The following is a 22,055-nucleotide window of genomic DNA, read 5'->3' as shown; positions in this document are numbered from 1 at the left end:
TAGTTTATTATCTCTGCTTTCTTTTTTGTAATTGTTCGTTTCGTTCAGTAATGACCTCTGTGCGATCACGCAAAGTGTGCTTGTTTATAATATATTCACCTGGGATAGCATTCAAGTCTTTCCAAGGGAGGTTTTGTTTTTGACATAACTCTATGCACTGCTTCTCTAACGATGAATCTGATAAGGGTAAAAATAAAGGTACAAAACGTTCTTTTTTATGGATAGATTGCAATCTTTCATTGAGCAAGGAAAGAAGTTGTACTTGATTAATTCCTAAACGTTGTAAAGGCACACCGCTTTTTTCTAAAATTGTAATTGCGCTTTTCATCATTTTTGTAGAACCATTCCAATTAGCACGTCTTTGGTGGTATAAAGAAACTGCAATTTGAATGAGACCAACTAAGTAATGATCACGATTACCTCTTGGTTTTGTCTTCCAATACTCTTCTAGTATTTCGTGGCATTCAAAATAGTCATAATCTCCATGGAAATGAATTAAAAATTGTATGTATTCGGTAGGATACATGTTTTCTCGCTCCTATCTAACGGTTATACATATAAGTGTATCATAGAAATATGAACAATAAACGACTAGGAGGTTTCCCCCTAGCCGTTATTGTTCATATTAGCAGAAGCAAGCTGCTCCTACAATAATTAGTAAAATAAACAGTACAACAAGTAATGCGAACCCACCGCTAAAACCACAATCAACGTGACCCATAGTTTTTTGACCTCCTACATTGTTCTTACTACACTGTTATCATATGAAGTGGTGGGCATGATGACATAGGCATCGGTCTATTTTTAATTAAATTTCTTAAAAAGGTTGGATAGAACATGAGTATGCTCTATACTTATGTTGTTATAGAAAAAATGTGGTGGGATGCTTTGTGCAATATAATTTTAAAGTAGAGGCTTTTGAAGGGCCGTTAGATCTATTGTTACATTTAATACATCGTTATGAAATTGATATATATAATATTCCTGTAGCAGATATTACAGAGCAATATTTATCTTATGTGCATACGATGAAAGAACTTCAATTAGATGTTGCAAGTGAGTATTTAGTAATGGCTGCAACGTTATTACAAATTAAAAGTAAGATGTTGTTGCCGAAACATGAAGAAGATGTACTTGATAACGGTGATGATTTTATAGATGATCCTCGTCAAGAATTGATGGAGAGGTTAATTGAATATAAGAAATATAAGCAAGTTGCTACTGAGTTAAAAGAAAGAGAACAAGAAAGAGCACAGCTATATACACGTCCACCAATTGACTTTACATCGTTGCAACAAGAAGAGGAGACAAGCTTACCTCTTGATGTTACGTTATATGATATGCTAGCAGCATTTCAAAAATTAATGCGCCGTAAAAAGGCAAAAAAACCTGTAACAACACGTATTACTCGTCAAGAAATACCAATTGAACAGCGAATGACTGATATTTTAAAACAGTTAAAAATAAAGGGTGGTCGCCAAAGTTTTTATGATTTGTTTGTTGATGATGAACGTGAAATAATGGTTGTAACATTTTTAGCAGTTCTGGAACTTATGAAAAATCAACAAATCATAATTGAGCAAGAACATAATTTTGATGAAATTTTCGTATCAAGCTCTAATAAATCTGCATAGAGCAAGTATGTGAAAATGGGATAGCAACATTTTATCTCATGCTATGTTTTAATGTATCGTTTGGAACAAGAGAAAAAATATTGAACCGAACGCATTAATTGTGATTCGGTTTTTTGATGTGTATTTTTATGAGAAAATAGAAGGAAGGAGCTCGTGAAATGGATAGGAAAGAACAAAAGTCAATTATTGAAGGCCTTTTATTTGTTTCTGGTGATGAAGGGATTTATCCAGAACAAATAGCGAAAGTTCTTGAAATTGAAATGAATGAAGCAATTAATATTTTAGAAGAAATGCAACAAGAATGTGAAGGTGCAAACCGTGGTTTGCAAATTGTACAGTATGCAAAAGTATATCGTTTTGCTACAAAGAAAGAACATGCTTCATATTATCAAAAATTAATAGATACACCAACAGCTGCTTCACTCTCACAAGCTGCCCTCGAAACGTTAGCGATTGTTGCATATCGCCAACCAATCACAAGGACTGAAATGGAAGAGATTAGAGGAGTTAAAACTGATAAGGCGTTACAAACGTTGGTTTCACATTTACTTATAAAAGAAATGGGAAGAGCAGAAGGACCAGGGCGTCCTATTTTATACGGAACAACAAAAGAATTTTTAGACACATTTGGATTGAAAACATTAGATGATTTACCACCGCTTTCTGAAGAGAATGAACAAATGAATGAAGCAGATTTATTCTTCGGTTCCTTACAAGAGATATCGAAATAAAAGCTTAGCATTTTGCTAAGCTTTTTTTGTATATCAATTATTTACAGTGCCATACTAAATGAAAAAAGGAGACGAGTTATGAGAGGTATGCGGATTATTTTATTATTAGTTTCTGTTTTATTATGTTTTTCTTTAAATAGCGCATCAGCTAAAAGGTATATGATGTCCATTCATACTACGTCTCCTTTACATATGCATCGGCAACATCTTAGTAAAATGAAAGTGAGCTTTTTAAAAGTGGGGCAAGGTGACGCAACACTTATTATAATGCCAAATGGACAAACAATGTTAATTGATGGAGGACCTTATGAAGCAGGAGAGGTTATTATTCAGAAATTAATTGAGAAAGGGATTAATCATTTAGATGTAATTGTCAGTACGCATCCCGATATGGATCATATAGGGGGGTTAATTCCAATTGTAGAGCAAATGCCGGTATCGCTTATATTAGATAGCGGAAAAACATATAGTTCTCTTACTTATCATACGTATCGGAATAATATAAAAAAAAGAGGGATACCTTTCGTTTCAGTAAAGGAAGGACAATATATACCGCTGGATCCACATGTTTCTATACAAGTATTAAACAACGGGAAATCAAAAGATGAAAATAATGAATCCTCAATTGTTTTAAAGGTGCGATATGGAAAAGCGGATTTTTTATTAATGGGTGACGCGGATGTACGGACAGAACATGAAATATTAAAACAATTTGATGTCCATGCAGATGTGTTAAAAGTGGGGCATCACGGCTCATATACTTCAACAAGTGAAACGTTTATAAAAAAAGTGGAACCGCAGTTTGCTATTTTGTCGTACGGGAGTAGTAATCCGTATGGACATCCTCACCAAAGTGTAGTGAAACGCTTAAAAAGGCACGGTATAATGGTATATAGAACGAATAAAAGTACAGTAGAAATGGAAACAGATGGTGAACATATTATATTAGAGTCTAGCGGGTTAATGCCATTATTGAAGTGATTTCTATATTAGGGGGCGATACTGTCCCTTTTTGGAAAAATGAATAATATATATTATAATTATAAGAGACGTAAGAAATTTCCTTTTCTGTTGAATAAAAAGGAAATTTTATTAGAATGTATAGACAACTACTCGTGTGTATATTAAGATGGAACTAGGCGAATAAGGTAATAATAACAAGTAGGTAATTCATGGGAAAGGATCGATGAAAATGAAAACGCAAATTGTCATCAATGCCAAAATTTACACAGGTCAAGAAATAGTGGAAAACGGATTTATTCGTTACGCAGAAACCATTAAAGAAATTGGTTTGATGGCTCAATATGTACCACAAGAAAATGAAACTGTTTTTGATGCTACAGGGAAGATTGTAATTCCAGGTATGATCGATGTTCATATTCATGGTGGATACGATATTGATGCGATGGATGCAAATAGCGATGGGTTAGTAACTCTAGGTAAAGAAATGTTAAAAGAAGGGGTTACAACTTACTTCCCAACAACAATGACACAAGCTCCAGAGGCAATTGAAGCAGCGTTAACTGCTGCAAAAGAAGCAAAAGAAAAAGGAGCGCATTTCGAATATATTCACTTAGAAGGACCTTATGTTTCAAAGAAACGTGCAGGTGCACAACCACTTGAACATATCGTTCCTGCAAATATTGAGCAATTTAAACAATGGCAAGAAGCAAGTGGGAATTTAATTAAATTAGTAACATATGCACCAGAAGAAGAGGGAGCATTAGAGTTTGAACAATATCTTGCTGAAACTGGTGTAGTTGGCACAATGGGGCATACAGATGCAATTGATGGGCAACTAAAAAATAGAAAAATTACACATGCAACACATTTATACAATCAAATGCGTGGATTACATCACCGTGAACCAGGAGTTGTTGGTCATGTGTTATTAAATCCAGATGTAATGGTTGAAGTAATTACAGATGGTATTCATATTCACCCTGATATGGTGAAATTAGCATATAAGTTAAAAGGACCAAAAAAAGTAAGTGTTATTACTGACGCAATGCGTGCAAAAGGTCTTGAAGATGGATTATATGAGCTTGGCGGACAGCCAGTACATGTAAAAGATGGTAGTGCTCGATTAGAAGATGGAACGTTAGCTGGTAGTATTCTAAAAATGGATCAAGCTTTCCGAAATGTAATTGAATTTACAGGTTGTTCAATCGAAGATGCAGTACTGATGACATCAGTTAACCAAGCAGAAGAGTTTGGATTAAATAATAAAGGTGCATTAGCGGTAGGAAAAGATGCAGACTTTGTTGTGATGAATGAAGATTTACATGTATATGATACGGTTCGTTTAGGAATTCATATGAAGGAAGGGAAGTAATTAAATGAATATTCTTGTTGTAAAAACTCCAGAAGAACTAGCAGAAGCAGGTTATAAATTAATTGAAGAAGTTGTAAAAACAAAAGAAAATCCAACATTAGGAATGGCTACAGGAAGCTCTCCATTAGGTATTTATGCAGAAATGCGAAAAAATAAACTTGATACAAGCCGTGTAACCACTGTAAACTTAGATGAGTACGTAAATTTACCACATGAAGATAAAAACAGCTATCACTATTTCATGCAAGAACAGTTGTTTGATCATCTTCCATTTAAACAAACTTATGTACCAAACGGGATGGCAAGTGATTTAGAGGAAGAGTGCAAACGTTACGAGAGCATTCTAGCTGCTAACCCAGTTGACCTACAGATTCTTGGAATCGGTGAAAACGGTCACATCGGATTTAATGAGCCAGGAACACCGTTTAATTCTCCAACAAACATTGTTGAATTAACAGAATCTACACGCCAAGCAAACCTTCGCTTCTTCGAAAAAGAAGAAGATGTGCCAACTCATGCGATTACAATGGGAATTGGAAGCATTATGAAAGCGAAACAAGTTCTACTTGTTGCTATGGGTTCTAAAAAGGCAGAAGCTGTTAAAGAATTATTGCAAGGTGAATATAGTGAAGAGTGTCCGGCTACAGTTTTACAACGTCATCCGAATGTAACCGTAATCGCTGATCAAGAAGCTCTATCTTTATGCAGTGAGGCGATTGCTGATGAACATCGACAAGTATTCACCATTTCCGATCTATTATCAGATTCAAGAGTGGGTGAAACAGCTAATTGAGGACGGCGAATGGAAGCCGGGAGATAAAATCCCATCTGAGAATGAACTTTGTGATAAGTTCGAAGTGAGTCGAATGACAATCAGACAGGCGATTAATAATTTAGTGGAACAAGGCTATTTATATCGGAAGCGTGGAATTGGAACATTTGTCCAACTTCCGAAAGTGGAACAAAAATTGCAAGGAATGACGGGATTCACAGAAGACATGATTTCTCGTGGGATGAACCCAAGTAGTCAATTACTTAGTTTCCGCCTAGTTCCAGCTACTGCTAAAATAGCAGACCGGTTGAGAATACAGGAGGGGGAATCGGTTTATGAAGTGAGGCGTATTCGCTTAGCTGATGATGAACCGATTGCTTTTGAGACGACATATTTGTCGCCAGCTCTTGTAAAAGATATTAACGAAGAGATATTGCAACAATCTTTATATGAACATTTAGAGAAAAAACTGGGCTTTAAACTTGTTAGCGCTACTCAGTCAATTGAAGCTTCCGTTGCGACGGAAAATGAAGCTGAACATCTGCATATTCCTAAAAAGGCGCCTGTACTTGTAATGCGTCAATGGTCATATTCAGAAGGTGAGGTACCGCTAGAGTACGTGAAATGTATTTATCGTGGAGATCGTTATAAATTTATTACGAATATCGCACGTAACAAATAGTATATTTCAGTTTGTGAAGTACAGTGGAATTGAAAATGGTTAACATGTAAAGAAATAAAAATACGACTCATCCTTATAAGGAATGAGTCGTATTTTTATTATGAGCAATTACGTGGTTAACAGCATCTTTGACGTGATTTACTACATAGTGAGCGTGATTTTTTACTGCATCATCTGCTTGTGACATAGCAAAACTGTGAGGAGTTAAAGAAAACATAGGAATGTCATTATAAGAATCCCCTATACAAGCAATTTCCTCAGGTTTTATTTGAAACTCATTTAATAAAACAGAAATGGCAGAGCCTTTACTAACATTCGGTGGCATTACATCTAAACATTGTTCTGCTGAGATGAAAGTACTAACTTTCCCGTGGAATTTTTCATCAATTTTTTTCTGAAGGAGTTGTAAGCTCTCCTTTGTTCCGCCGACAGAAATTTTATTTGGGAAAATTGTATCATCAATCTTCTGTAGTAAGTTTGGTTCTTCAACAGAAGTCATAGTTACTTGTTGTTCAAGTTCTTGAATAAAAGGTGTTTTCTCTTCAATGTAATAATTATGCTCATCACTTACATAACGGAAATAAGGCTCTTCATTCGTCATAGCTAACAAATCGGGAAGTATGCTGGAATCAAAAGTTGCAGATAATAGTTGTTTATTTTCATGTGTATATACAAAAACACCATTTACACTAATACGATGAAAATTTGTATTTACAGCTTTCATTAAGTCTGCAATTTCATTATCAAGTCTTCCGGAAGCGAAGCAAAGAATAACATTTTGTTCGGCAAGGCTGCGCAGTGCCGCAACATCTTGTTCATCAATAAGACCTCCGTGTTGCATCATTGTACCATCGATATCACTTACAAACATTTTAATCATGCTGTTATCTCCTTTCTATGTACAGTTGCTCTTACATTATACGCATCATATATAAACATGTCTAAAAAATGAATTTTTATTAAATGGCAGATGTTTTACATTGACGACAAAGAAGAATATTCTGTAACATAAAAGTAGGCTATTTAAGTACGAGGGTGGTGTTATATGAGTAATTATCTAGAAATTAAAAAAGTTTTAAATAATAATGTCATCATTGCTAGCCATCCGGAACACGAGGAAGTAGTAGTGATTGGTAAAGGAATTGGATTTGGGAAAAAAGCGAAAGATGTATTGGAGCAAGAACAAATCGAAAAAATGTTTGTCTTAAAAAATGAACGTGATCGTGAACAATACAAATTATTAGTGCCGCATATTAGTGAAAAATTAATTGAATTGATGAACGATATTATGCTGTACATTCAAGGAAAAGCGAAATCTCCACTAAATGAACATATTCATATTGCGTTAACAGATCATATTTCATTTGCGATTAAAAGGTTAAAACAAGGACTTACAATTGATAACCCTTTTTTAGTTGAAACAAAAATGCTCTATCCAGAGGAATATGAAATTGCGGAAGGTGTTGTAGAACTTTTAAATTCTCGTTTGCAAATTACATTGCCTGAAGGAGAAATTGGTTTTATTGCACTGCACATTTACAGTTCGCTTACAAATTCTGATTTATCTTCAGTTAATCAAAACTCCCGTCTCATTGCACAACTTGTATCTTTAATTGAGACAAACTTACAAATTACATTAGATCAAGAGAGCATTCATTATTTACGTCTTATTCGTCATCTTCAATATGCTATTGAGAGGGTGAAAAAAGGAGAAAAAGTAGAGGAATCGCAAAGTTTTGCTGATTTATTAAAGGCGGAGTATCCAGTTTGCTATAACTTGGCTTGGAAGCTAGTTAAGGTCATGCAAAAAGAGTTGCAACTACCTGTATATGAAGCTGAAAGTATTTATTTAACGATGCACTTGCAACGCTTAGTAAAGGCAGAGCATGTGTAAAAAGTCATATATTTTTGTCTAAAATGAAAACGTTAAAAAAAATGATTGAATCGCTTACAATAGTTATGTATAATAACTATTGCAAAGTTATACAAATTTCGACAAACACATTAAGGTGAGTAACGAAAACGTTTGCCTTAATTATAGTGAACTTATACGTAAACCTATTTTTGACACGTGTTACTGATTCGATCAGGCATGAGTGGAGAAAAGTAAGGAATGTAAGCTAGAGAAAGGGATATACTACCCTTTGTATAGCTATCGTTCTATCTTTTTTTCCTCATGTCTTTTTGGCGTTTGTCGGAAGGTATCAATATAGATAAGAGAGGAAGGGTTTCCATGTTTAAGAATATCTTTGGTGTTCTTCAAAAAGTCGGAAAAGCGTTAATGCTTCCAGTAGCGATTTTACCGGCGGCAGGTATTTTACTTGGATTTGGTAATGCATTTCAAAATCCACAGTTAACAAATGTTATTCCTGCTTTAAAAGCAGATTGGTTCGTAATGGTTGCAAAAATTATGGAACAATCTGGTGATATTATTTTCGCTAACCTTGCATTATTATTCGCAGTTGGGGTAGCAATTGGTTTAGCTGGTGGAGACGGAGTAGCTGGTTTAGCAGCATTCGTCGGCTACTTAATTATGAACAAAACGATGAGTGTGTTCTTAGAAGTAGATAAGCTAGTGAAAGTAACAAGTTCTGGAGCAGACCCAGTAAAAATTGGATTTGCAGATCCAGCGTATGCGAACGTATTAGGTATTCCAACGCTACAAACAGGGGTATTTGGTGGTATTATCGTCGGTATAGTAGCGGCATATTGCTATAATAAATACTTCAACATTGAATTACCATCATACTTAGGTTTCTTTGCAGGTAAGCGTTTCGTACCGATCGCAACTGCAACATTCTCTTTAATAGTAGGTATTATCATGTGCTTCGTTTGGCCATACATTCAAGGTGGCTTAAACACGTTCTCACATCAAATGATTGATGCAAATAGAACAATCGCAGCATTTATATTCGGTTTAATTGAACGTTCATTAATTCCATTTGGATTACATCACATTTTCTATTCACCGTTCTGGTTCGAATTCGGTCAGTATACAAATGCAGCTGGCGAATTAATCCGTGGTGACCAAAAAATCTTTATGGCACAGTTAAAAGACGGTGTAGAATTAACAGCAGGTACATTTACAACTGGTAAGTATCCGTTCATGATGTTCGGTCTTCCAGCAGCAGCTTTAGCAATGTACCATGAAGCACGTCCAGAAAATAAAAAATTAGCAGCAGGTATTTTAGGTTCTGCAGCATTAACATCTTTCTTAACAGGTATTACAGAGCCACTTGAATTTTCATTCTTATTCGTAGCGCCAGTATTATTCGGAATTCACGCTGTATTTGCTGGTCTATCATTTATGACAATGCAAATTTTAGGTGTTAAAATTGGTATGACATTCTCTGGTGGTTTAATTGACTTCCTATTATTCGGTGTACTACCAGGCCGTACAGCATGGTGGTGGGTAATTATTGTTGGTCTTGTACTAGCAGTTATTTACTACTTCGGATTCCGCTTTGCAATTCGTAAATGGAATCTAAAAACACCTGGTCGTGAAGTGGCAAATGCAAATGACGGCGCAGGAAAAGCAGAAGCAGGCGAACTTCCTCGTGAAGTATTAGTAGCACTTGGTGGTAAAGAAAACATTGCTTCTTTAGATGCTTGTATTACTCGTTTACGTGTTCAAGTTAACGAACAAAAGAATGTAAACAAAGACCGCTTAAAAGAACTTGGAGCAGCTGGTGTACTTGAAGTTGGAAATAACATTCAAGCTATTTTCGGACCGAAATCTGACACATTAAAATCACAAATTCATGATATTATGTCAGGTCGTACACCTCATGTTGAAAAAGAAGAACCTGTAAAAGTGGAAGAAACTCCTCAAAAAGTTGATGAAAATGAAACAATTGTATCACCAATCGAAGGGAAAATCTTACCAATTACAGAAGTGCCTGACCAAGTATTCTCAGGAAAAATGATGGGAGACGGATTTGCAATTGAGCCAACTGAAGGAACAGTAGTTTCTCCAGTGAACGGTGAGATTGTCAATGTATTCCCTACAAAACATGCGATTGGTATTCAATCTGAAGGCGGAAAAGAAATTTTAATCCACTTCGGTATTGATACTGTAAAATTAAATGGTGAAGGTTTTGAAGCGCTTGTAGCACAAGGCGACAAGGTGAAACAAGGCCAACCATTATTAAAAGTAGATCTTGCATTTGTAAAAGAAAATGCACCATCTATCATTACACCAATTGTCTTTACAAACTTACAACAAGGGCAACAAGTCGAATTGAAAAAAGATGGAAATGTTAAGAAGGGCGAAACCGCTATTATTGACATTCAGTAGGAATTTGACGCAAAATGTTTATAATTATAATAGGCGATGTGGTTGACCGAACATCGCCTATTATATACAATAGATGATGTAGTACTCACGTCTATACAACTAAAAAATACTGTAATTTAAAGGAGATAAATTATCATGGAAAAAATCTTTAAAGTAACTAGCGACTCAGGAATTCATGCTCGTCCAGCAACTCTACTTGTAAACACTGCAAGCAAATTCGGTTCTGACATTAACTTAGAGTATAACGGAAAGAACGTTAACTTAAAATCAATCATGGGCGTTATGTCTTTAGGCATTCAACAAAACGCAGAAATTAAAATCACTGCAAATGGTGATGATGCAGCTCAAGCACTAGCAGCTATCGAAGAAACTATGAAAAACGAAGGATTAGGAGAATAATGACTCTTAACATTCAAGGGATCGCTGCATCAAGTGGGATTGCTATTGCAAAGGCTTTCAGACTTGAAAATCCTGAATTTAACATCGAAAAGAAATCAATTACAAACGAAGCTGCAGAAATTGCACGCTTAGACGCTGCGCTTGAGAAAGCAAAAACTGAATTAGAAGCTATTAAGGACCACGCATTTGCTGAGCTAGGTGCTGACAAAGCTGCGATCTTTGAAGCACATTTATTAGTGTTAAATGATCCAGAACTAGTAAACCCAGTAAAAGATAAAGTAAATAGCGAAAAAGTAAATGCTGAATTTGCAATGGATGAAGTTGCATCAATGTTTATTTCTATGTTTGAAAACATGGATAACGAATATATGAAAGAACGTGCTGCGGACATTCGTGACGTAACAAAACGCGTTCTTGCACATTTACTAGGAATTAACTTCTCAAATCCTGGTACAATTTCTGAAGAGGTAATCATCATTGCTGAAGATTTAACACCATCTGATACAGCTCAATTAAACCGTAAGTATGCAAAAGGTTTCACTACTGATATCGGTGGACGTACATCTCACTCTGCAATTATGGCTCGTTCTATGGAAATTCCAGCTGTTGTTGGTACGAAAGTTGTTATGGAGAAAATCCAAAACGGCGATATCGTTATCATTGACGGTTTAGATGGAGAAGTAATTGTAAACCCATCAGAAGAAACTCTTCGTTCGTTTGAAGAAAAGAAAGCGAAATTTGAAGAGCAAAAAGCTGAATGGGCTAAATTAAAAGACCAAGCTACTGTAACAAGTGACGGACATCACGTTGAGCTTGTTGCAAATATCGGAACACCAAATGATGTACAAGGTATTATCGATAATGGCGGAGAAGGCGTTGGCTTATACCGTACAGAATTCTTATACATGGGCCGTGACAATCTTCCAACAGAAGAAGAGCAGTTCGAAGCGTATAAAGCAGTTCTTGAAGGTGTAAAAGAAGGTCAGCCAGTCGTTGTTCGTACACTTGACATCGGTGGAGATAAAGAGCTTCCATACTTACATTTACCAAAAGAAATGAACCCATTCTTAGGATACCGTGCAATTCGCTTATGTCTTGATGAGCAAGATGTGTTCCGTACACAACTTCGTGCATTACTTCGTGCTAGCGTATACGGTAACTTAAAAATTATGTTCCCAATGATTGCAACTCTTGATGAGTTCCGTCAAGCGAAAGCGATTTTATTAGAAGAGAAAGCGAAACTTGTAGAAGCGGGTACAACTGTTTCTGATTCTATTGAAGTTGGTATGATGGTTGAAATCCCAGCTTCAGCAGTATTAGCAGATCAATTCGCGAAAGAAGTTGACTTCTTCTCTATCGGAACAAATGATTTAATCCAATACACAATGGCTGCAGACCGTATGAACGAACAAGTATCATACTTATACCAACCATATAACCCATCTATTTTACGTCTTGTAAAAATGGTTATCGATGCTGCTCATAAAGAAGGCAAATGGGCTGGTATGTGTGGTGAGATGGCGGGCGATTCACTTGCTATCCCATTATTATTAGGATTAGGTTTAGATGAGTTCAGTATGAGTGCAACATCTATTCTTCCTGCAAGAACACAGCTAAGCAAGTTGTCAAAAGCAGAAATGGAAACATTAGCAGAAAAAGCATTAATGATGTCAACTGCTGAAGAAGTTGTTGAACTAGTTAAAAGCATATAATTAATAAAAAAACCTGAGTCGATTTGAAATCGGTCTCAGGTTTTTTCTATGAGAAAAGTAAATCTTATTTGCTTACTATCGAGGATAAGAGACAGAATTAGATAGCGATTGCAACGATATCAGTTGGGCATACACGTAAAATACCAGTAAAAGTATTTCGATTTTGATTGTTCTTATCGTCTTTATTGTTATCTTTGTTGTCTTTGTTATTACGAGCTAAAGCAGAGAAAAGAGCAACACCGTTAGCGAAACCTTCAAAAATAACATTGTTGAATGTGCCGTTACCTCTAATGCTTAAAAGAGAAAGTTCTGTTCCAACTGAAATGTTAGCAAGTACGTTACATACAGCTGGTTGTTGTGGTCTAACCTCTCTCTCTCTCTCTTTCTCGCGATGGTCGCGCTCTCTTTCATGATGATGACATTCTCTAAAGTTATCACAGCATCCAAATGATCCAAACATAATCCTCATCACCCCCTTCACACTTATAATCTATGTAAGTTCGGTAGTTAGTGACTGGACAGAGAGTGGAATTTTTTCTAGGGGATTTTCTCATTTTAAATGACTAGCTGGGTGTTTAGTATGGAATGATGTTTAAAATAGGGGGAATATAACAAAAAAATGTAAAAACCACCGAAATAAATGAAATGGGTAGCCTTTACACTTTTTTACTTTTATATAAAACGATGATATATACAGGAAGAGCTAGGAGTAGTGGTACAATGGATCGTGCAGTATGTTTTTCTGATTCTAATTGGAATGCTTCTTCTTTTGGAAATTGTAAAATGGAGATGTTTGCGGCATCACCAATAAAATATAGAAGCAGTACAGTTACTATGTAACATAAAAGTGCGATAAAGCTTCCGTATGAACTCAATGAAAATCCCTCTCTTGTTATCTATTTGTTATCATTGTATCACAATTGTAACAAAAATACACGGGTATATTTCAACGTCTTAACAAAATTCGACACGAAACGTCACGTTTATTTATGAGAAGGGAATAGAATATACTTTTCCATAAGTATAAATGTCGAATGATTTGTAGTAATATTACAAAAGTATGACAGGGAATAAAAAAACGAAGGCAATGTAGTTGCCTTCGTTTTTTATTATTTTGCCCACTCGCTCACTTGCTCTACGCTCATGCGAGGTGCAGGGTGGCCTTTTAAAGTTGATTCACCAATTGTAATAAGCATAATTGGAACGTAACGAGATGAAACGTTAAATTCGTCTGTCAGTGCTTGTGGATTGAAGCCACCAATAGCACAAGTATCCCAACCAGTTGCTTTAGCTGCAAGCATAAGTTGCATTGCTGCTAAAGATGCATTTGAAAAGGCAGCATCTCTTGGGAATTGTTCACGAGCATATGCAGATTCAATATTTTTAGCTAAGCGTTCTTTTGCTTCTTCTTTCATAAATCCTTGTTCTACAATTGGACCATATACTGGCTCAACATTTTTATAAGCTTCTAAATCACCTAAAATAGCGACTACTGCAGAAGCATCAAGAATTTGTTGTTGGTTATAAGCTATTGGATGTAATCGTTTTTGTACATCTTCACCTTGAAAAACAAGGAATTTCCAGTGTTGTAAGTTCCAAGCGGAAGGTGCTTGTGCTGCTGCTTTTAAAATCTCATGTAATTCTGTAGATGAGATTTCTTTATTTGGGTTGAATGCACGTGTAGATGTGCGTTCATATAGAACGTTAAAAAAGTTGTCGTTTGTCATAATATATCCTCCAAATTGTATATAAAATTATCGGGAAAACGTAATGTATATTACTTACATTTTGTAAGTTATCGAATTTAAGAATATAATATCTTTATTTTAATTGTCAAGTTTTAAGAAATAAGCTAGGGCATTCATACAAACGATATAATTCCTATAATCATACACTAAAAAAGGAATTTATAGAGTGAAAAGGGAAGATAACATTCTCAATTAGCTTGTTAATATGTATTTCTCACAAATTAAAGTTTATTGGAGAACAGTCTTTTAAAAATATTTGTGAGGAATTCAGTAGAACAAGATATATGAAGTGAGTGAAGACTAGTGATGAACATACTACATTTTTTATTAGAGAATACGGTTTTCCAAAATGTGTTACAAGATCTGCAGTTAAATGTCCTTTATATAGAAAATGGATGTAAACATCAACAAACGATAGAAAATATCCATCCAAAATGTATGTTTATAGCAAATAGTTTTGAAGAGGGCGAACTATTATTTCAAAGAACGAAACCGCACATTATAATTATGTATGTAACAGATTATTCTCAAATAAAATATATAAAGAATATGTATACCTCGCAAAGTACATTCATTGTCATTTGGGATCAACAAATAACAAAAGAATTTACAGATGTACTTGCATTAGGAATACGTAATATTGTAATAGCCCCTGTAACTCCGCAAGCAGTGTTAGAAGAAGTGAATAAGAGTTTGTATCAACTTTCTTTGGTAAGGCAAGTTAGTTTACAACAGGAACTGCTTCAAACGATGTTTGATTTTCAAAATGATTTATTATTTATAGTAGAAGATGATGAAATTGTTGATTGTAATACAAATTTTTTAACGTTTTTCGGATATGAAAATTTGTTTGCCTATCGCGAGCAACATTTAGTATTTGCTGAACATTTTATTAGAGAAAATGGATACTACTCGACGACGCATGATATAACATGGCTAGACGATACTTTATCAAGCGGTAGAAGAATTAAGATGTCAAATTATGAAGGGGCAGTATCTACTTTTCTATTACGTGCGACACCATTGCCAGAAGATTTATCAAGATTTATTGTAAAGTGCACGGAAATTACAGAATTAGATGAAATCTATCAAGAACAAGAAAGACTTGCTATGATAGATTCATTGACAGAGATTTATAATCGTTTAAAGTTTCAACAAATACTAGAGGTAGAATGGGAAAAGGTAATACGTAATGATGAGAAAATAGCAATTATTTTATTTGATATAGATAATTTTAAAACAGTTAATGACACATATGGTCATGATTTTGGCGATTTGGCATTAATACAACTTGCAGAGCTTATGAAATCTAAAGTGGAGCAGCAACATGTATTTGCAAGATGGGGAGGGGAAGAATTCATTATATTAGTGACAAATACAGTAGAAAAAGAAGCATTTCAAGTTGCGGAATCATTACGATTCTTCATTGAAACAAAGCAATTCACTGGAATTTCGAAGTTAACAGCTAGCTTTGGAGTTGCGTTATATGAACAAGGAACTACAAGAGAAGAATTAATGCAACGAGCGGATATTGCATTATATGAAGCGAAAAAAAATGGAAAGAATCAAGTATGTGTGTATAGAAAAGAAAAAATGTGATTTTTCGCAACAAATTGTTGCGATTTTTTTTTATTGTTTGATAATAGAATAGGGGGACAATTTTTAGCGAAGGAATTATGGAGGATTAATATGATAAAAAAAGTAATGGTGGTGGCTTCACTGTCTGCTATAGTTGGCGGCGGAGTATACTATTTTCTTGTTAGCCCCAATATAAAGGAAAACACTGTATTAACAACTAAAGTGAATCCTACTATTGAATCGGAAGTACAAGGGAATATAGAAGAAAAAGAAGAGCAACAAATTGATTATGCTAGCATATCTCAAAAATTAGATCAATATTTAGTCGGAAAGCAATTCAATGGAACAGTTTTGGTAACAGATAAAGAGCATGTTATATTGAATAAAGGATATGGGTATGCTGATGTTCAAAATAAAATAGAAAATACGCCTCAAACAAAATATCGTATCGGTTCTATTACGAAAACAGTCGTTGCCACATCTATTTTACAGCTGCAAGAACAAGGGAAATTGAATATTCAAGATAATGTAAATAAATATATTCCTTCATTTCCGGAGAATAAAAATATTACGCTATATCATTTATTAACGCATACCTCTGGTTTACCTGAACACGCAAAAGGCAATATTAATGCGGCTTCCCGCTTACAATTAATTAATTGGATTGGACGTCAAAATTTAGAATTTCCTGCAGGAACAGGTTGGAGATATACAGATTATAATTATATGGTGCTTGCTTATATAATAGAACATATATCGAAAAAACCTTTAGGAGATTACATAAAAGAAAACATATTTGTAAAAGCAGATATGCATGAATCCGGTATGGGAAATATGGTACCTGGAGATGAAAATTTTACAAAGGGTTATGTGAAAAAAGATCAAGAGCTTGTACCAGCGCAGAAGTTAGGCATGGATTGGCTATATGGTTGTGGTGAGATGTATACGACAGTTGGAGATATGAAGAAATTAGACGAAGCAATTATAAATGGAAAACTTCTTTCTGAACAAAGTATACAGGCAATGTTTTCACCTTCAGCAGAACGGAAATATGCATTTAGTTTTTATATATATTCAGATTATTTTCATAATCATGGTGTATTATCTGGTTGGAACACTTTCAATAATTTTAATAAAGAAAAAGGAACTTTTGTTATTTTATTTTCAAATGTGAAAAATAGTATGGATGATGACTTTAATAAAGAGTTCCGAAAGATGGTAAATGATTTATTAGAACAAAGGGGATGAGAAAATGGAACATAAAACTTTATCAATAGGTTTCATTGGGATTGGCGTAATGGGAAAAAGTATGGTTTATCACTTAATGCAAGATGGTCATAAAGTATATGTATATAATAGAACGAAAGCAAAAACAGATTCTTTAGTGCAAGATGGTGCAAATTGGTGTAATACGCCAAAAGAGTTAGTGAAGCAAGTTGATATTGTAATGACAATGGTTGGATATCCACATGATGTAGAAGAAGTGTATTTTGGTATAGAAGGAATTATAGAACATGCAAAAGAAGGTACGATAGCAATTGACTTTACGACATCTACACCTACTTTAGCAAAACGGATTAATGAAGTTGCAAAAAGCAAAAATATATATACGTTAGATGCACCTGTCTCAGGAGGAGATGTTGGTGCGAAAGAGGCAAAACTCGCAATTATGGTAGGTGGGGAGAAAGAAATATATGATAGATGCTTACCTTTACTTGAAAAGTTAGGAACAAACATTCAATTACAAGGACCAGCTGGGAGTGGACAACATACAAAAATGTGCAATCAAATTGCGATTGCTTCCAATATGATTGGAGTATGTGAAGCTGTTGCTTACGCGAAGAAGGCTGGACTGAATCCAGATAAAGTGTTAGAGAGTATTTCAACAGGGGCAGCAGGTAGCTGGTCATTAAGTAATTTAGCTCCTCGAATGTTAAAAGGAGACTTTGAGCCAGGATTTTATGTAAAGCATTTTATGAAAGATATGAAAATTGCTTTAGAGGAAGCAGAAAAATTACAATTACCAGTCCCAGGCTTAAGTTTGGCGAAAGAATTGTATGAAGAGTTAATTAAGGATGGCGAAGAAAATAGTGGAACACAAGTACTATATAAAAAATATATAAGGGGGTAAACGAGGTGGACCTTCAAAAGTTTGATGAGATGATTGATACTGTACAGCGAGCTACTTGTATGCAAATTAATGAAAAACAAAAAGAAGCTTTTAAACAAAAATATGATTTTGAACCAGAATTTGAATATGGAAGAGATGAGAAGGGGCATTATGTAATTCGAACCTCAAAAAAGATGTTAGAAGAAATGGAGTTTTATTTAGCATTGAAATATGATCGTGATGGAGTGGATCTTTATATGCAAGCTGAGATTGACGGCATATTTTATGTATCTATTAGCTATGGTGAAGATGCCCTACATCTACAAGAATTGTTTCAATTTCTAGAAGAAAATAAATAAAAGTCCTCAAATGAGGACTTTTATTTATTTAGTCATCTTTAATTTTTATAATTATAAGTTAGAAGCCCGGCGGCATCGTTCAACCGGGAACGGGATAATTTGTGCGATATGATTAGAACCAAATTGTTTTGTACGAGCATGGCGTATTATATAAAAAGCACACAGAATTGAAACAGGAATAGCGCCGAATAAACCAAATAATAAAGCGCTTACACAAGATGCGACAAATCCTAAAACACCAATTTCTAACTCTTCCATAATAGCTCCTAAAATAACAGGAAATGCTCCACATGTAACTCCAAGTATAAGTGCGATAAGTAAGCTCATGATTATCCCCCTCTGTTTGCGATATTATTTTCCTTCTTAGTTAATTGTAGTATATCACACATAAAACAGAATTTTCAGAAAAAATTCAATAAATGTTCAAAAAATGTTCGAAAAATGCACTTGAAAAATCAAGGTGTTAAATTTGTGATGAAATGGTACTTTCAAGTAAATAAAAAATCAGGCTTATTTCAAAATGAAATAAGCCTGTTCCATAGGAGGATGTATATATGTAGAGTGAATAAAAGTTTGGAAAAGGGGGTCCAAGTCCTTTTATTCAACTAACTACCTTAATAGATTGGAACCCAGCCTTCAGTTGTCACAAAAATACGAATAGCTACAACTTGGCGATCATCTTGCAAGGTAAAATAATGTCTTGCATTTTCAGGAACAGATATTAAATCGCCTGGCTCAAGTTCAACATCAAAGAATTTCCCATCTTTACCTTCAATAGCGAAAATGCCATGACCACTGACGATAAAGCGAACTTCGTCATCTGTATGATGGTGTTCCTTTTGGAAATTAATTAATAATTCGTCAAGGTTAGGGGTGCTATTTGAAAGTGAAATTACATCATGTGCTTTATAACCACGGCGTGCTGAAACATCAGCGATTTCTTTTGAAAAAATAGCTAATATTTCAGCTTTGTTTTCATCTGTTAACGAATAATTTTCATTTAAATGAGTAGGAAGTTTAGAAATATTCCATTTCTCATATAAAACGCCTTCCTCTTGTAGAAATTTAGATACTTCCACTTCATTTTCAATACGAGTATTTACTTCATGAATACGAATTTGCGCCATTAGAAACGCCTCCCTGAATTGATAATAGTTTTATATGAAATTGGAATAAAAACTCATAAGCTTCTAATCTCTTCTTTGCATCAAAGCTATCTCGGCCCCATACAGTAATACCGTGGTTACGGATTAATACTGCACCCGAATCTCCTTGTATATGCTTTCGGAAGTTTTCTCCAAGCGTTGGGATATGGGCATGGTTTTCGATAATAGGAATGTGAATTGTTGCACCTTCTTCCCAAATATCGAGTGCTTTAATAATTTCTTGATTTTGAAGGGTGACTGCATCACTATATAAATTTGTGATGACATTATTATCGGTTGTATGAACATGAAGTACGCAACCGGCATTCGTATTGTTATAAATGTGTGTATGCAATATTGTTTCTGCTGAAGGACGTAATTCAGTCTCTAAAACGGGAACTCCTACATGATCTACTAATAGAAAATCATCTGGAGTGGTTTTTGTTTTATCTTTACCGCTTGCCGTAATAAGAAAAGTAAGTGGTTCATGACTAACCTTTATAGAAATATTACCACTTGTTGCTGGGAACCAATTTCGTGTTGTTAACTCTTTTTTTATCTCGCTTAAGTCATACCATTGACGAAAAAGTTGTTTCATGCCTTCACCTCCAACAAAAGTTTTAATTCAGCTTGCACATCTTGAAATGTTTCAAACGGTGTATAAGCAATATGATTTTCTTCACACTTTGTAATAAGAAAATCGCGAGCGAATACTTTATCAGCTTGTTTCGCGGCTTGTAAATCAGTAATAGAATCTCCAATTACAATATGAAAGTCATCTGTATCACTTAATTTACGGATTAATGATGATTTACATAATCCGCAATGATTTTGACAATGATCATCACAAGAATGAGGCCATTTAACTGTAATAAACTCTGCTGAAAAGTCTGTTTCATTACAATAAATTTGCTCTTTTGGAATGATTCCTTGTAAGAGTGGATAGACGAAGAAATCCATTCCACCTGATATCACGTAAAAAGAAATGTTATTTTCCTTTACGAATTGTATAAACTCATGAAAACCACTACGGATTTCAGCAGTTTCTATTAAAAATTGAATAATATCATCGTGCAGATTAGTAGGTATTAATTGAAATAATTGAGAAACACCTTCTTGAATGGATAGTTCTTGTGATAAAATTTTATTCTTTACTTCTTCGGCTTCTGGTGGTGCGAATTTTTCCATAATGGACATAATGTTATCATTATTTGTAATCGTGCCATCGAAATCACAAAATACTTGAATACTCATAATTTCACCTCATAAGAGGGATTTCCCCATATTTGTAGTGCACTATGCAAATTTATGTCGTCTACTTCATGGAGTGGTTTATTTTGCAAAGTAGCATCAATTGCAGTACGAAAAGCTTTACCGCCGCCTTGCGCTCCATTTGGATGTCCGTGTATCCCGCCGCCAGCATTAATAACAACATCTTTACCGAAATCTCGTACAATAAAGGGAACGAAACCAGGATGAATACCAGCAGACGGAACAGAAAAGCTCTTCTTGAAAAATGCATCGTCTTCAGTTAAATATTTTGAGATAGCAAGAGCCTCCTCTTTTTCTAGCGCAACACTTCCGTATGGAGATGGGAATAATGAAAAGTCAGCCCCAGCATAACGTAGTAGCTTTCCAAGTAATAATGGAGATGAAACTCCATATAACTTGGATGCTGAATAAGCACCACTTACAGCAGGATGTGCCATAATAGGAACTGGGATTTCATCATCTTCTGCAAGTGATTGTAGTACATCTAGTCCGTAAGCAAATACGTTAAATAATAGAATATCAGCTCCAGCTTGCACTGCACGTTTAGCATTTTCTTTTAAATCAAAAGTTCGCCCTGTTAAATTTACGGCATATAACGTTTTATGACCGTATGTTTCGTAGACAGATTGTAAAACTTCTTTTCCAGATACAATGCGTTTCGTAAGGGGTGTTAATGCATTTTCAAATAATATTTCATCATCTTTTACTATATCTACACCACCAATTGCTTGATCGCGTAATTGCGTTTTTAAATACCCAATGTTTCGTCCAATCATTCCTTTAAAAATACTCATTAAAAGGGGACGATCATGCACTTGTAAAAGATTTCGAATACCATCTATCCCGAATTTTGGACCAGGAAAATGTTTTTTTAACTCGTCTGAAAAAGTTAAGTCAATTAGTTTTACTTCGCCATCAAGTGATAGCTTTCCAAATGTAGTCGTTAAAATCGCTGGTAAATCTGGACTGAAGTTTAATAGCGGATATTCGATTTTAATAATTCCGCGTTTTACTTTTTTACGTAAATACGAATTGGTATGTTCATGTTCAGCTAATTCCTCAACATGAATGACGTTGCCTTTATGCTGCTTTAATTGTTCTTGCAATAAGTGTGGCAAATGAGTCCAAGAGCCAATTGTTAAACCGAGTGCAATTTGCTCAGCTTTTTTTTCTAAGTTATGTGAATCATCATGGATTAAATACGTCGCTATAATTCCGCTCATTGTTATAACCTCCTAGTTAAATAAAAAAACCTCTCAGCTAAGGAGAGGTTTTTTTACA

Annotated in this window: 25 protein-coding genes; 14 read left to right on the top strand and 11 right to left on the bottom strand. The window is 34.9% G+C overall.

Translation table 11 applies throughout. The annotated features are described in order from the left end of the window. Positions 1 to 7: 7 nt before the first annotated feature. Together DN399_RS19930 and DN399_RS19925 are read right to left on the bottom strand one after the other, a co-directional pair. Positions 8 to 526 carry a DUF309 domain-containing protein gene (locus DN399_RS19930; protein ID WP_000283596.1) on the bottom strand — a complete coding sequence of 173 codons (519 nt, stop codon included), beginning with the start codon at positions 524 to 526 and terminating at the stop codon, positions 8 to 10. 99 nt (positions 527 to 625) lie between these two features. Next, the gene (locus tag DN399_RS19925; protein ID WP_000510194.1) at positions 626 to 721 is read right to left on the bottom strand and encodes a YjcZ family sporulation protein; all 96 of its coding nucleotides are present in this window, start codon (positions 719 to 721) and stop codon (positions 626 to 628) included. A gap of 169 nt (positions 722 to 890) precedes the next feature. Here DN399_RS19925 and scpA point away from each other — a divergent pair, with 169 nt between their 5' ends. From scpA to phnF, 6 genes are all read left to right on the top strand, one after another. Then, positions 891 to 1,634, top strand: a complete 744-nt coding sequence (scpA, locus tag DN399_RS19920) for a segregation/condensation protein A (RefSeq protein ID WP_001199753.1) — start codon at positions 891 to 893, stop codon at positions 1,632 to 1,634. Positions 1,635 to 1,792: 158 nt separating this feature from the next. After that, a complete protein-coding gene (gene scpB, locus DN399_RS19910; protein ID WP_000375168.1) occupies positions 1,793 to 2,365 on the top strand; it encodes a segregation/condensation protein ScpB in 573 nt (190 codons plus the stop codon). A 78-nt stretch (positions 2,366 to 2,443) separates the two neighbouring features. Further along, positions 2,444 to 3,346 carry a ComEC/Rec2 family competence protein gene (locus tag DN399_RS19905; protein ID WP_149149901.1) on the top strand — a complete coding sequence of 301 codons (903 nt, stop codon included), beginning with the start codon at positions 2,444 to 2,446 and terminating at the stop codon, positions 3,344 to 3,346. A 211-nt stretch (positions 3,347 to 3,557) separates the two neighbouring features. Beyond that, a complete protein-coding gene (nagA, locus tag DN399_RS19900) occupies positions 3,558 to 4,700 on the top strand; it encodes an N-acetylglucosamine-6-phosphate deacetylase (RefSeq protein ID WP_006928115.1) in 1,143 nt (380 codons plus the stop codon). Positions 4,701 to 4,704: 4 nt separating this feature from the next. Further along, positions 4,705 to 5,493, top strand: coding sequence for a glucosamine-6-phosphate deaminase (gene nagB / locus DN399_RS19895; protein ID WP_001024210.1), 789 nt, complete (start codon positions 4,705 to 4,707; stop codon positions 5,491 to 5,493). Beyond that, positions 5,423 to 6,154 (top strand): phosphonate metabolism transcriptional regulator PhnF, encoded by a 732-nt coding sequence (phnF, locus tag DN399_RS19890; protein WP_021727649.1) that lies wholly within the window; start codon positions 5,423 to 5,425, stop codon positions 6,152 to 6,154. The genes nagB and phnF overlap by 71 nt, the downstream gene beginning before the upstream one ends. A gap of 73 nt (positions 6,155 to 6,227) precedes the next feature. Here phnF and DN399_RS19885 read toward each other — a convergent pair whose 3' ends face one another. Further along, complete coding sequence (locus DN399_RS19885; RefSeq protein ID WP_000594248.1) at positions 6,228 to 7,034, bottom strand: Cof-type HAD-IIB family hydrolase; 807 nt, start codon at positions 7,032 to 7,034, stop codon at positions 6,228 to 6,230. A gap of 165 nt (positions 7,035 to 7,199) precedes the next feature. On the opposite strand from DN399_RS19885, the gene glcT reads away from it, so the two are divergent. The 4 genes from glcT (at position 7,200) to ptsP (ending at position 12,562) form a co-directional block, all read left to right on the top strand. After that, positions 7,200 to 8,048: a glucose PTS transporter transcription antiterminator GlcT gene (gene glcT, locus DN399_RS19880; RefSeq protein WP_000073858.1), complete on the top strand. Its 849-nt coding sequence runs from the start codon at positions 7,200 to 7,202 to the stop codon at positions 8,046 to 8,048. A 339-nt stretch (positions 8,049 to 8,387) separates the two neighbouring features. Further along, positions 8,388 to 10,451, top strand: a complete 2,064-nt coding sequence (gene ptsG, locus DN399_RS19875) for a PTS glucose transporter subunit IIABC (protein ID WP_000475799.1) — start codon at positions 8,388 to 8,390, stop codon at positions 10,449 to 10,451. A 135-nt stretch (positions 10,452 to 10,586) separates the two neighbouring features. Continuing rightward, the gene (ptsH, locus tag DN399_RS19870) at positions 10,587 to 10,850 is read left to right on the top strand and encodes a phosphocarrier protein HPr (RefSeq protein ID WP_000411080.1); all 264 of its coding nucleotides are present in this window, start codon (positions 10,587 to 10,589) and stop codon (positions 10,848 to 10,850) included. Further along, a complete protein-coding gene (gene ptsP, locus DN399_RS19865; RefSeq protein WP_000174207.1) occupies positions 10,850 to 12,562 on the top strand; it encodes a phosphoenolpyruvate--protein phosphotransferase in 1,713 nt (570 codons plus the stop codon). Before ptsH ends, ptsP begins: the two co-directional genes overlap by 1 nt. A 97-nt stretch (positions 12,563 to 12,659) precedes the next feature. Here ptsP and DN399_RS19860 read toward each other — a convergent pair whose 3' ends face one another. The 3 genes from DN399_RS19860 to DN399_RS19850 all read right to left on the bottom strand — a co-directional run bounded on the left by DN399_RS19860 (position 12,660) and on the right by DN399_RS19850 (position 14,289). Beyond that, complete coding sequence (locus tag DN399_RS19860) at positions 12,660 to 13,022, bottom strand: DUF3915 domain-containing protein (protein WP_006928123.1); 363 nt, start codon at positions 13,020 to 13,022, stop codon at positions 12,660 to 12,662. Between the two features lie 196 nt (positions 13,023 to 13,218). Continuing rightward, positions 13,219 to 13,437, bottom strand: coding sequence for a hypothetical protein (locus tag DN399_RS19855; protein ID WP_000100485.1), 219 nt, complete (start codon positions 13,435 to 13,437; stop codon positions 13,219 to 13,221). Between the two features lie 234 nt (positions 13,438 to 13,671). Next, positions 13,672 to 14,289 (bottom strand): nitroreductase family protein, encoded by a 618-nt coding sequence (locus DN399_RS19850; protein ID WP_000180387.1) that lies wholly within the window; start codon positions 14,287 to 14,289, stop codon positions 13,672 to 13,674. 327 nt (positions 14,290 to 14,616) lie between these two features. On the opposite strand from DN399_RS19850, the gene DN399_RS19845 reads away from it, so the two are divergent. From DN399_RS19845 to DN399_RS19830, 4 genes are all read left to right on the top strand, one after another. After that, positions 14,617 to 15,909, top strand: a complete 1,293-nt coding sequence (locus DN399_RS19845; protein WP_001023185.1) for a GGDEF domain-containing protein — start codon at positions 14,617 to 14,619, stop codon at positions 15,907 to 15,909. Positions 15,910 to 15,999: 90 nt separating this feature from the next. After that, the gene (locus tag DN399_RS19840) at positions 16,000 to 17,136 is read left to right on the top strand and encodes a serine hydrolase (RefSeq protein WP_149149900.1); all 1,137 of its coding nucleotides are present in this window, start codon (positions 16,000 to 16,002) and stop codon (positions 17,134 to 17,136) included. Between the two features lie 4 nt (positions 17,137 to 17,140). Next, entirely contained in the window at positions 17,141 to 18,019 is an 879-nt protein-coding gene (locus tag DN399_RS19835; RefSeq protein ID WP_000400431.1) for an NAD(P)-dependent oxidoreductase, read from the top strand. A gap of 5 nt (positions 18,020 to 18,024) precedes the next feature. Then, a complete protein-coding gene (locus DN399_RS19830; protein ID WP_000365620.1) occupies positions 18,025 to 18,357 on the top strand; it encodes a DUF3909 family protein in 333 nt (110 codons plus the stop codon). A 51-nt stretch (positions 18,358 to 18,408) separates the two neighbouring features. Here DN399_RS19830 and DN399_RS19825 read toward each other — a convergent pair whose 3' ends face one another. From DN399_RS19825 to mtnW, 5 genes are all read right to left on the bottom strand, one after another. Beyond that, entirely contained in the window at positions 18,409 to 18,684 is a 276-nt protein-coding gene (locus DN399_RS19825) for a hypothetical protein (protein WP_000054661.1), read from the bottom strand. A 287-nt stretch (positions 18,685 to 18,971) separates the two neighbouring features. Next, a complete protein-coding gene (locus DN399_RS19820) occupies positions 18,972 to 19,484 on the bottom strand; it encodes a 1,2-dihydroxy-3-keto-5-methylthiopentene dioxygenase (protein ID WP_000057313.1) in 513 nt (170 codons plus the stop codon). Next, positions 19,462 to 20,100 carry a methylthioribulose 1-phosphate dehydratase gene (locus DN399_RS19815; RefSeq protein WP_000811341.1) on the bottom strand — a complete coding sequence of 213 codons (639 nt, stop codon included), beginning with the start codon at positions 20,098 to 20,100 and terminating at the stop codon, positions 19,462 to 19,464. Before DN399_RS19815 ends, DN399_RS19820 begins: the two co-directional genes overlap by 23 nt. Next, positions 20,097 to 20,756, bottom strand: coding sequence for a 2-hydroxy-3-keto-5-methylthiopentenyl-1-phosphate phosphatase (locus DN399_RS19810; protein ID WP_000027461.1), 660 nt, complete (start codon positions 20,754 to 20,756; stop codon positions 20,097 to 20,099). The genes DN399_RS19815 and DN399_RS19810 overlap by 4 nt, the downstream gene beginning before the upstream one ends. Further along, the gene (gene mtnW, locus DN399_RS19805) at positions 20,753 to 21,997 is read right to left on the bottom strand and encodes a 2,3-diketo-5-methylthiopentyl-1-phosphate enolase (protein WP_000014180.1); all 1,245 of its coding nucleotides are present in this window, start codon (positions 21,995 to 21,997) and stop codon (positions 20,753 to 20,755) included. The genes DN399_RS19810 and mtnW overlap by 4 nt, the downstream gene beginning before the upstream one ends. Between the last annotated feature and the right edge of the window lie 58 nt (positions 21,998 to 22,055).

The organism is Bacillus sp. AR4-2 (assembly GCF_008274865.1).
Lineage (GTDB): Bacteria > Bacillota > Bacilli > Bacillales > Bacillaceae_G > Bacillus_A > Bacillus_A cereus.
The sequence above is the reverse complement of the archived record's forward strand: the minus strand, read 5'-3'. Positions and strand labels throughout refer to the sequence as shown.

What these genes read in the sequence shown, in the direction of transcription:
- DN399_RS19930 (WP_000283596.1), bottom strand. Translation starts at nt 526, where the DNA reads ATGTATCCTACCGAATACATACAATTTTTAATTCATTTCCATGGAGAT.
- DN399_RS19925 (WP_000510194.1), bottom strand. Translation starts at nt 721, where the DNA reads ATGGGTCACGTTGATTGTGGTTTTAGCGGTGGGTTCGCATTACTTGTT.
- scpB (WP_000375168.1), top strand. Translation starts at nt 1,793, where the DNA reads ATGGATAGGAAAGAACAAAAGTCAATTATTGAAGGCCTTTTATTTGTT.
- DN399_RS19905 (WP_149149901.1), top strand. Translation starts at nt 2,444, where the DNA reads ATGAGAGGTATGCGGATTATTTTATTATTAGTTTCTGTTTTATTATGT.
- nagA (WP_006928115.1), top strand. Translation starts at nt 3,558, where the DNA reads ATGAAAACGCAAATTGTCATCAATGCCAAAATTTACACAGGTCAAGAA.
- nagB (WP_001024210.1), top strand. Translation starts at nt 4,705, where the DNA reads ATGAATATTCTTGTTGTAAAAACTCCAGAAGAACTAGCAGAAGCAGGT.
- phnF (WP_021727649.1), top strand. Translation starts at nt 5,423, where the DNA reads ATGAACATCGACAAGTATTCACCATTTCCGATCTATTATCAGATTCAA.
- DN399_RS19885 (WP_000594248.1), bottom strand. Translation starts at nt 7,034, where the DNA reads ATGATTAAAATGTTTGTAAGTGATATCGATGGTACAATGATGCAACAC.
- glcT (WP_000073858.1), top strand. Translation starts at nt 7,200, where the DNA reads ATGAGTAATTATCTAGAAATTAAAAAAGTTTTAAATAATAATGTCATC.
- ptsG (WP_000475799.1), top strand. Translation starts at nt 8,388, where the DNA reads ATGTTTAAGAATATCTTTGGTGTTCTTCAAAAAGTCGGAAAAGCGTTA.
- ptsH (WP_000411080.1), top strand. Translation starts at nt 10,587, where the DNA reads ATGGAAAAAATCTTTAAAGTAACTAGCGACTCAGGAATTCATGCTCGT.
- ptsP (WP_000174207.1), top strand. Translation starts at nt 10,850, where the DNA reads ATGACTCTTAACATTCAAGGGATCGCTGCATCAAGTGGGATTGCTATT.
- DN399_RS19860 (WP_006928123.1), bottom strand. Translation starts at nt 13,022, where the DNA reads ATGTTTGGATCATTTGGATGCTGTGATAACTTTAGAGAATGTCATCAT.
- DN399_RS19850 (WP_000180387.1), bottom strand. Translation starts at nt 14,289, where the DNA reads ATGACAAACGACAACTTTTTTAACGTTCTATATGAACGCACATCTACA.
- DN399_RS19845 (WP_001023185.1), top strand. Translation starts at nt 14,617, where the DNA reads ATGAACATACTACATTTTTTATTAGAGAATACGGTTTTCCAAAATGTG.
- DN399_RS19840 (WP_149149900.1), top strand. Translation starts at nt 16,000, where the DNA reads ATGATAAAAAAAGTAATGGTGGTGGCTTCACTGTCTGCTATAGTTGGC.
- DN399_RS19835 (WP_000400431.1), top strand. Translation starts at nt 17,141, where the DNA reads ATGGAACATAAAACTTTATCAATAGGTTTCATTGGGATTGGCGTAATG.
- DN399_RS19825 (WP_000054661.1), bottom strand. Translation starts at nt 18,684, where the DNA reads ATGAGCTTACTTATCGCACTTATACTTGGAGTTACATGTGGAGCATTT.
- DN399_RS19820 (WP_000057313.1), bottom strand. Translation starts at nt 19,484, where the DNA reads ATGGCGCAAATTCGTATTCATGAAGTAAATACTCGTATTGAAAATGAA.
- DN399_RS19815 (WP_000811341.1), bottom strand. Translation starts at nt 20,100, where the DNA reads ATGAAACAACTTTTTCGTCAATGGTATGACTTAAGCGAGATAAAAAAA.
- DN399_RS19810 (WP_000027461.1), bottom strand. Translation starts at nt 20,756, where the DNA reads ATGAGTATTCAAGTATTTTGTGATTTCGATGGCACGATTACAAATAAT.
- mtnW (WP_000014180.1), bottom strand. Translation starts at nt 21,997, where the DNA reads ATGAGCGGAATTATAGCGACGTATTTAATCCATGATGATTCACATAAC.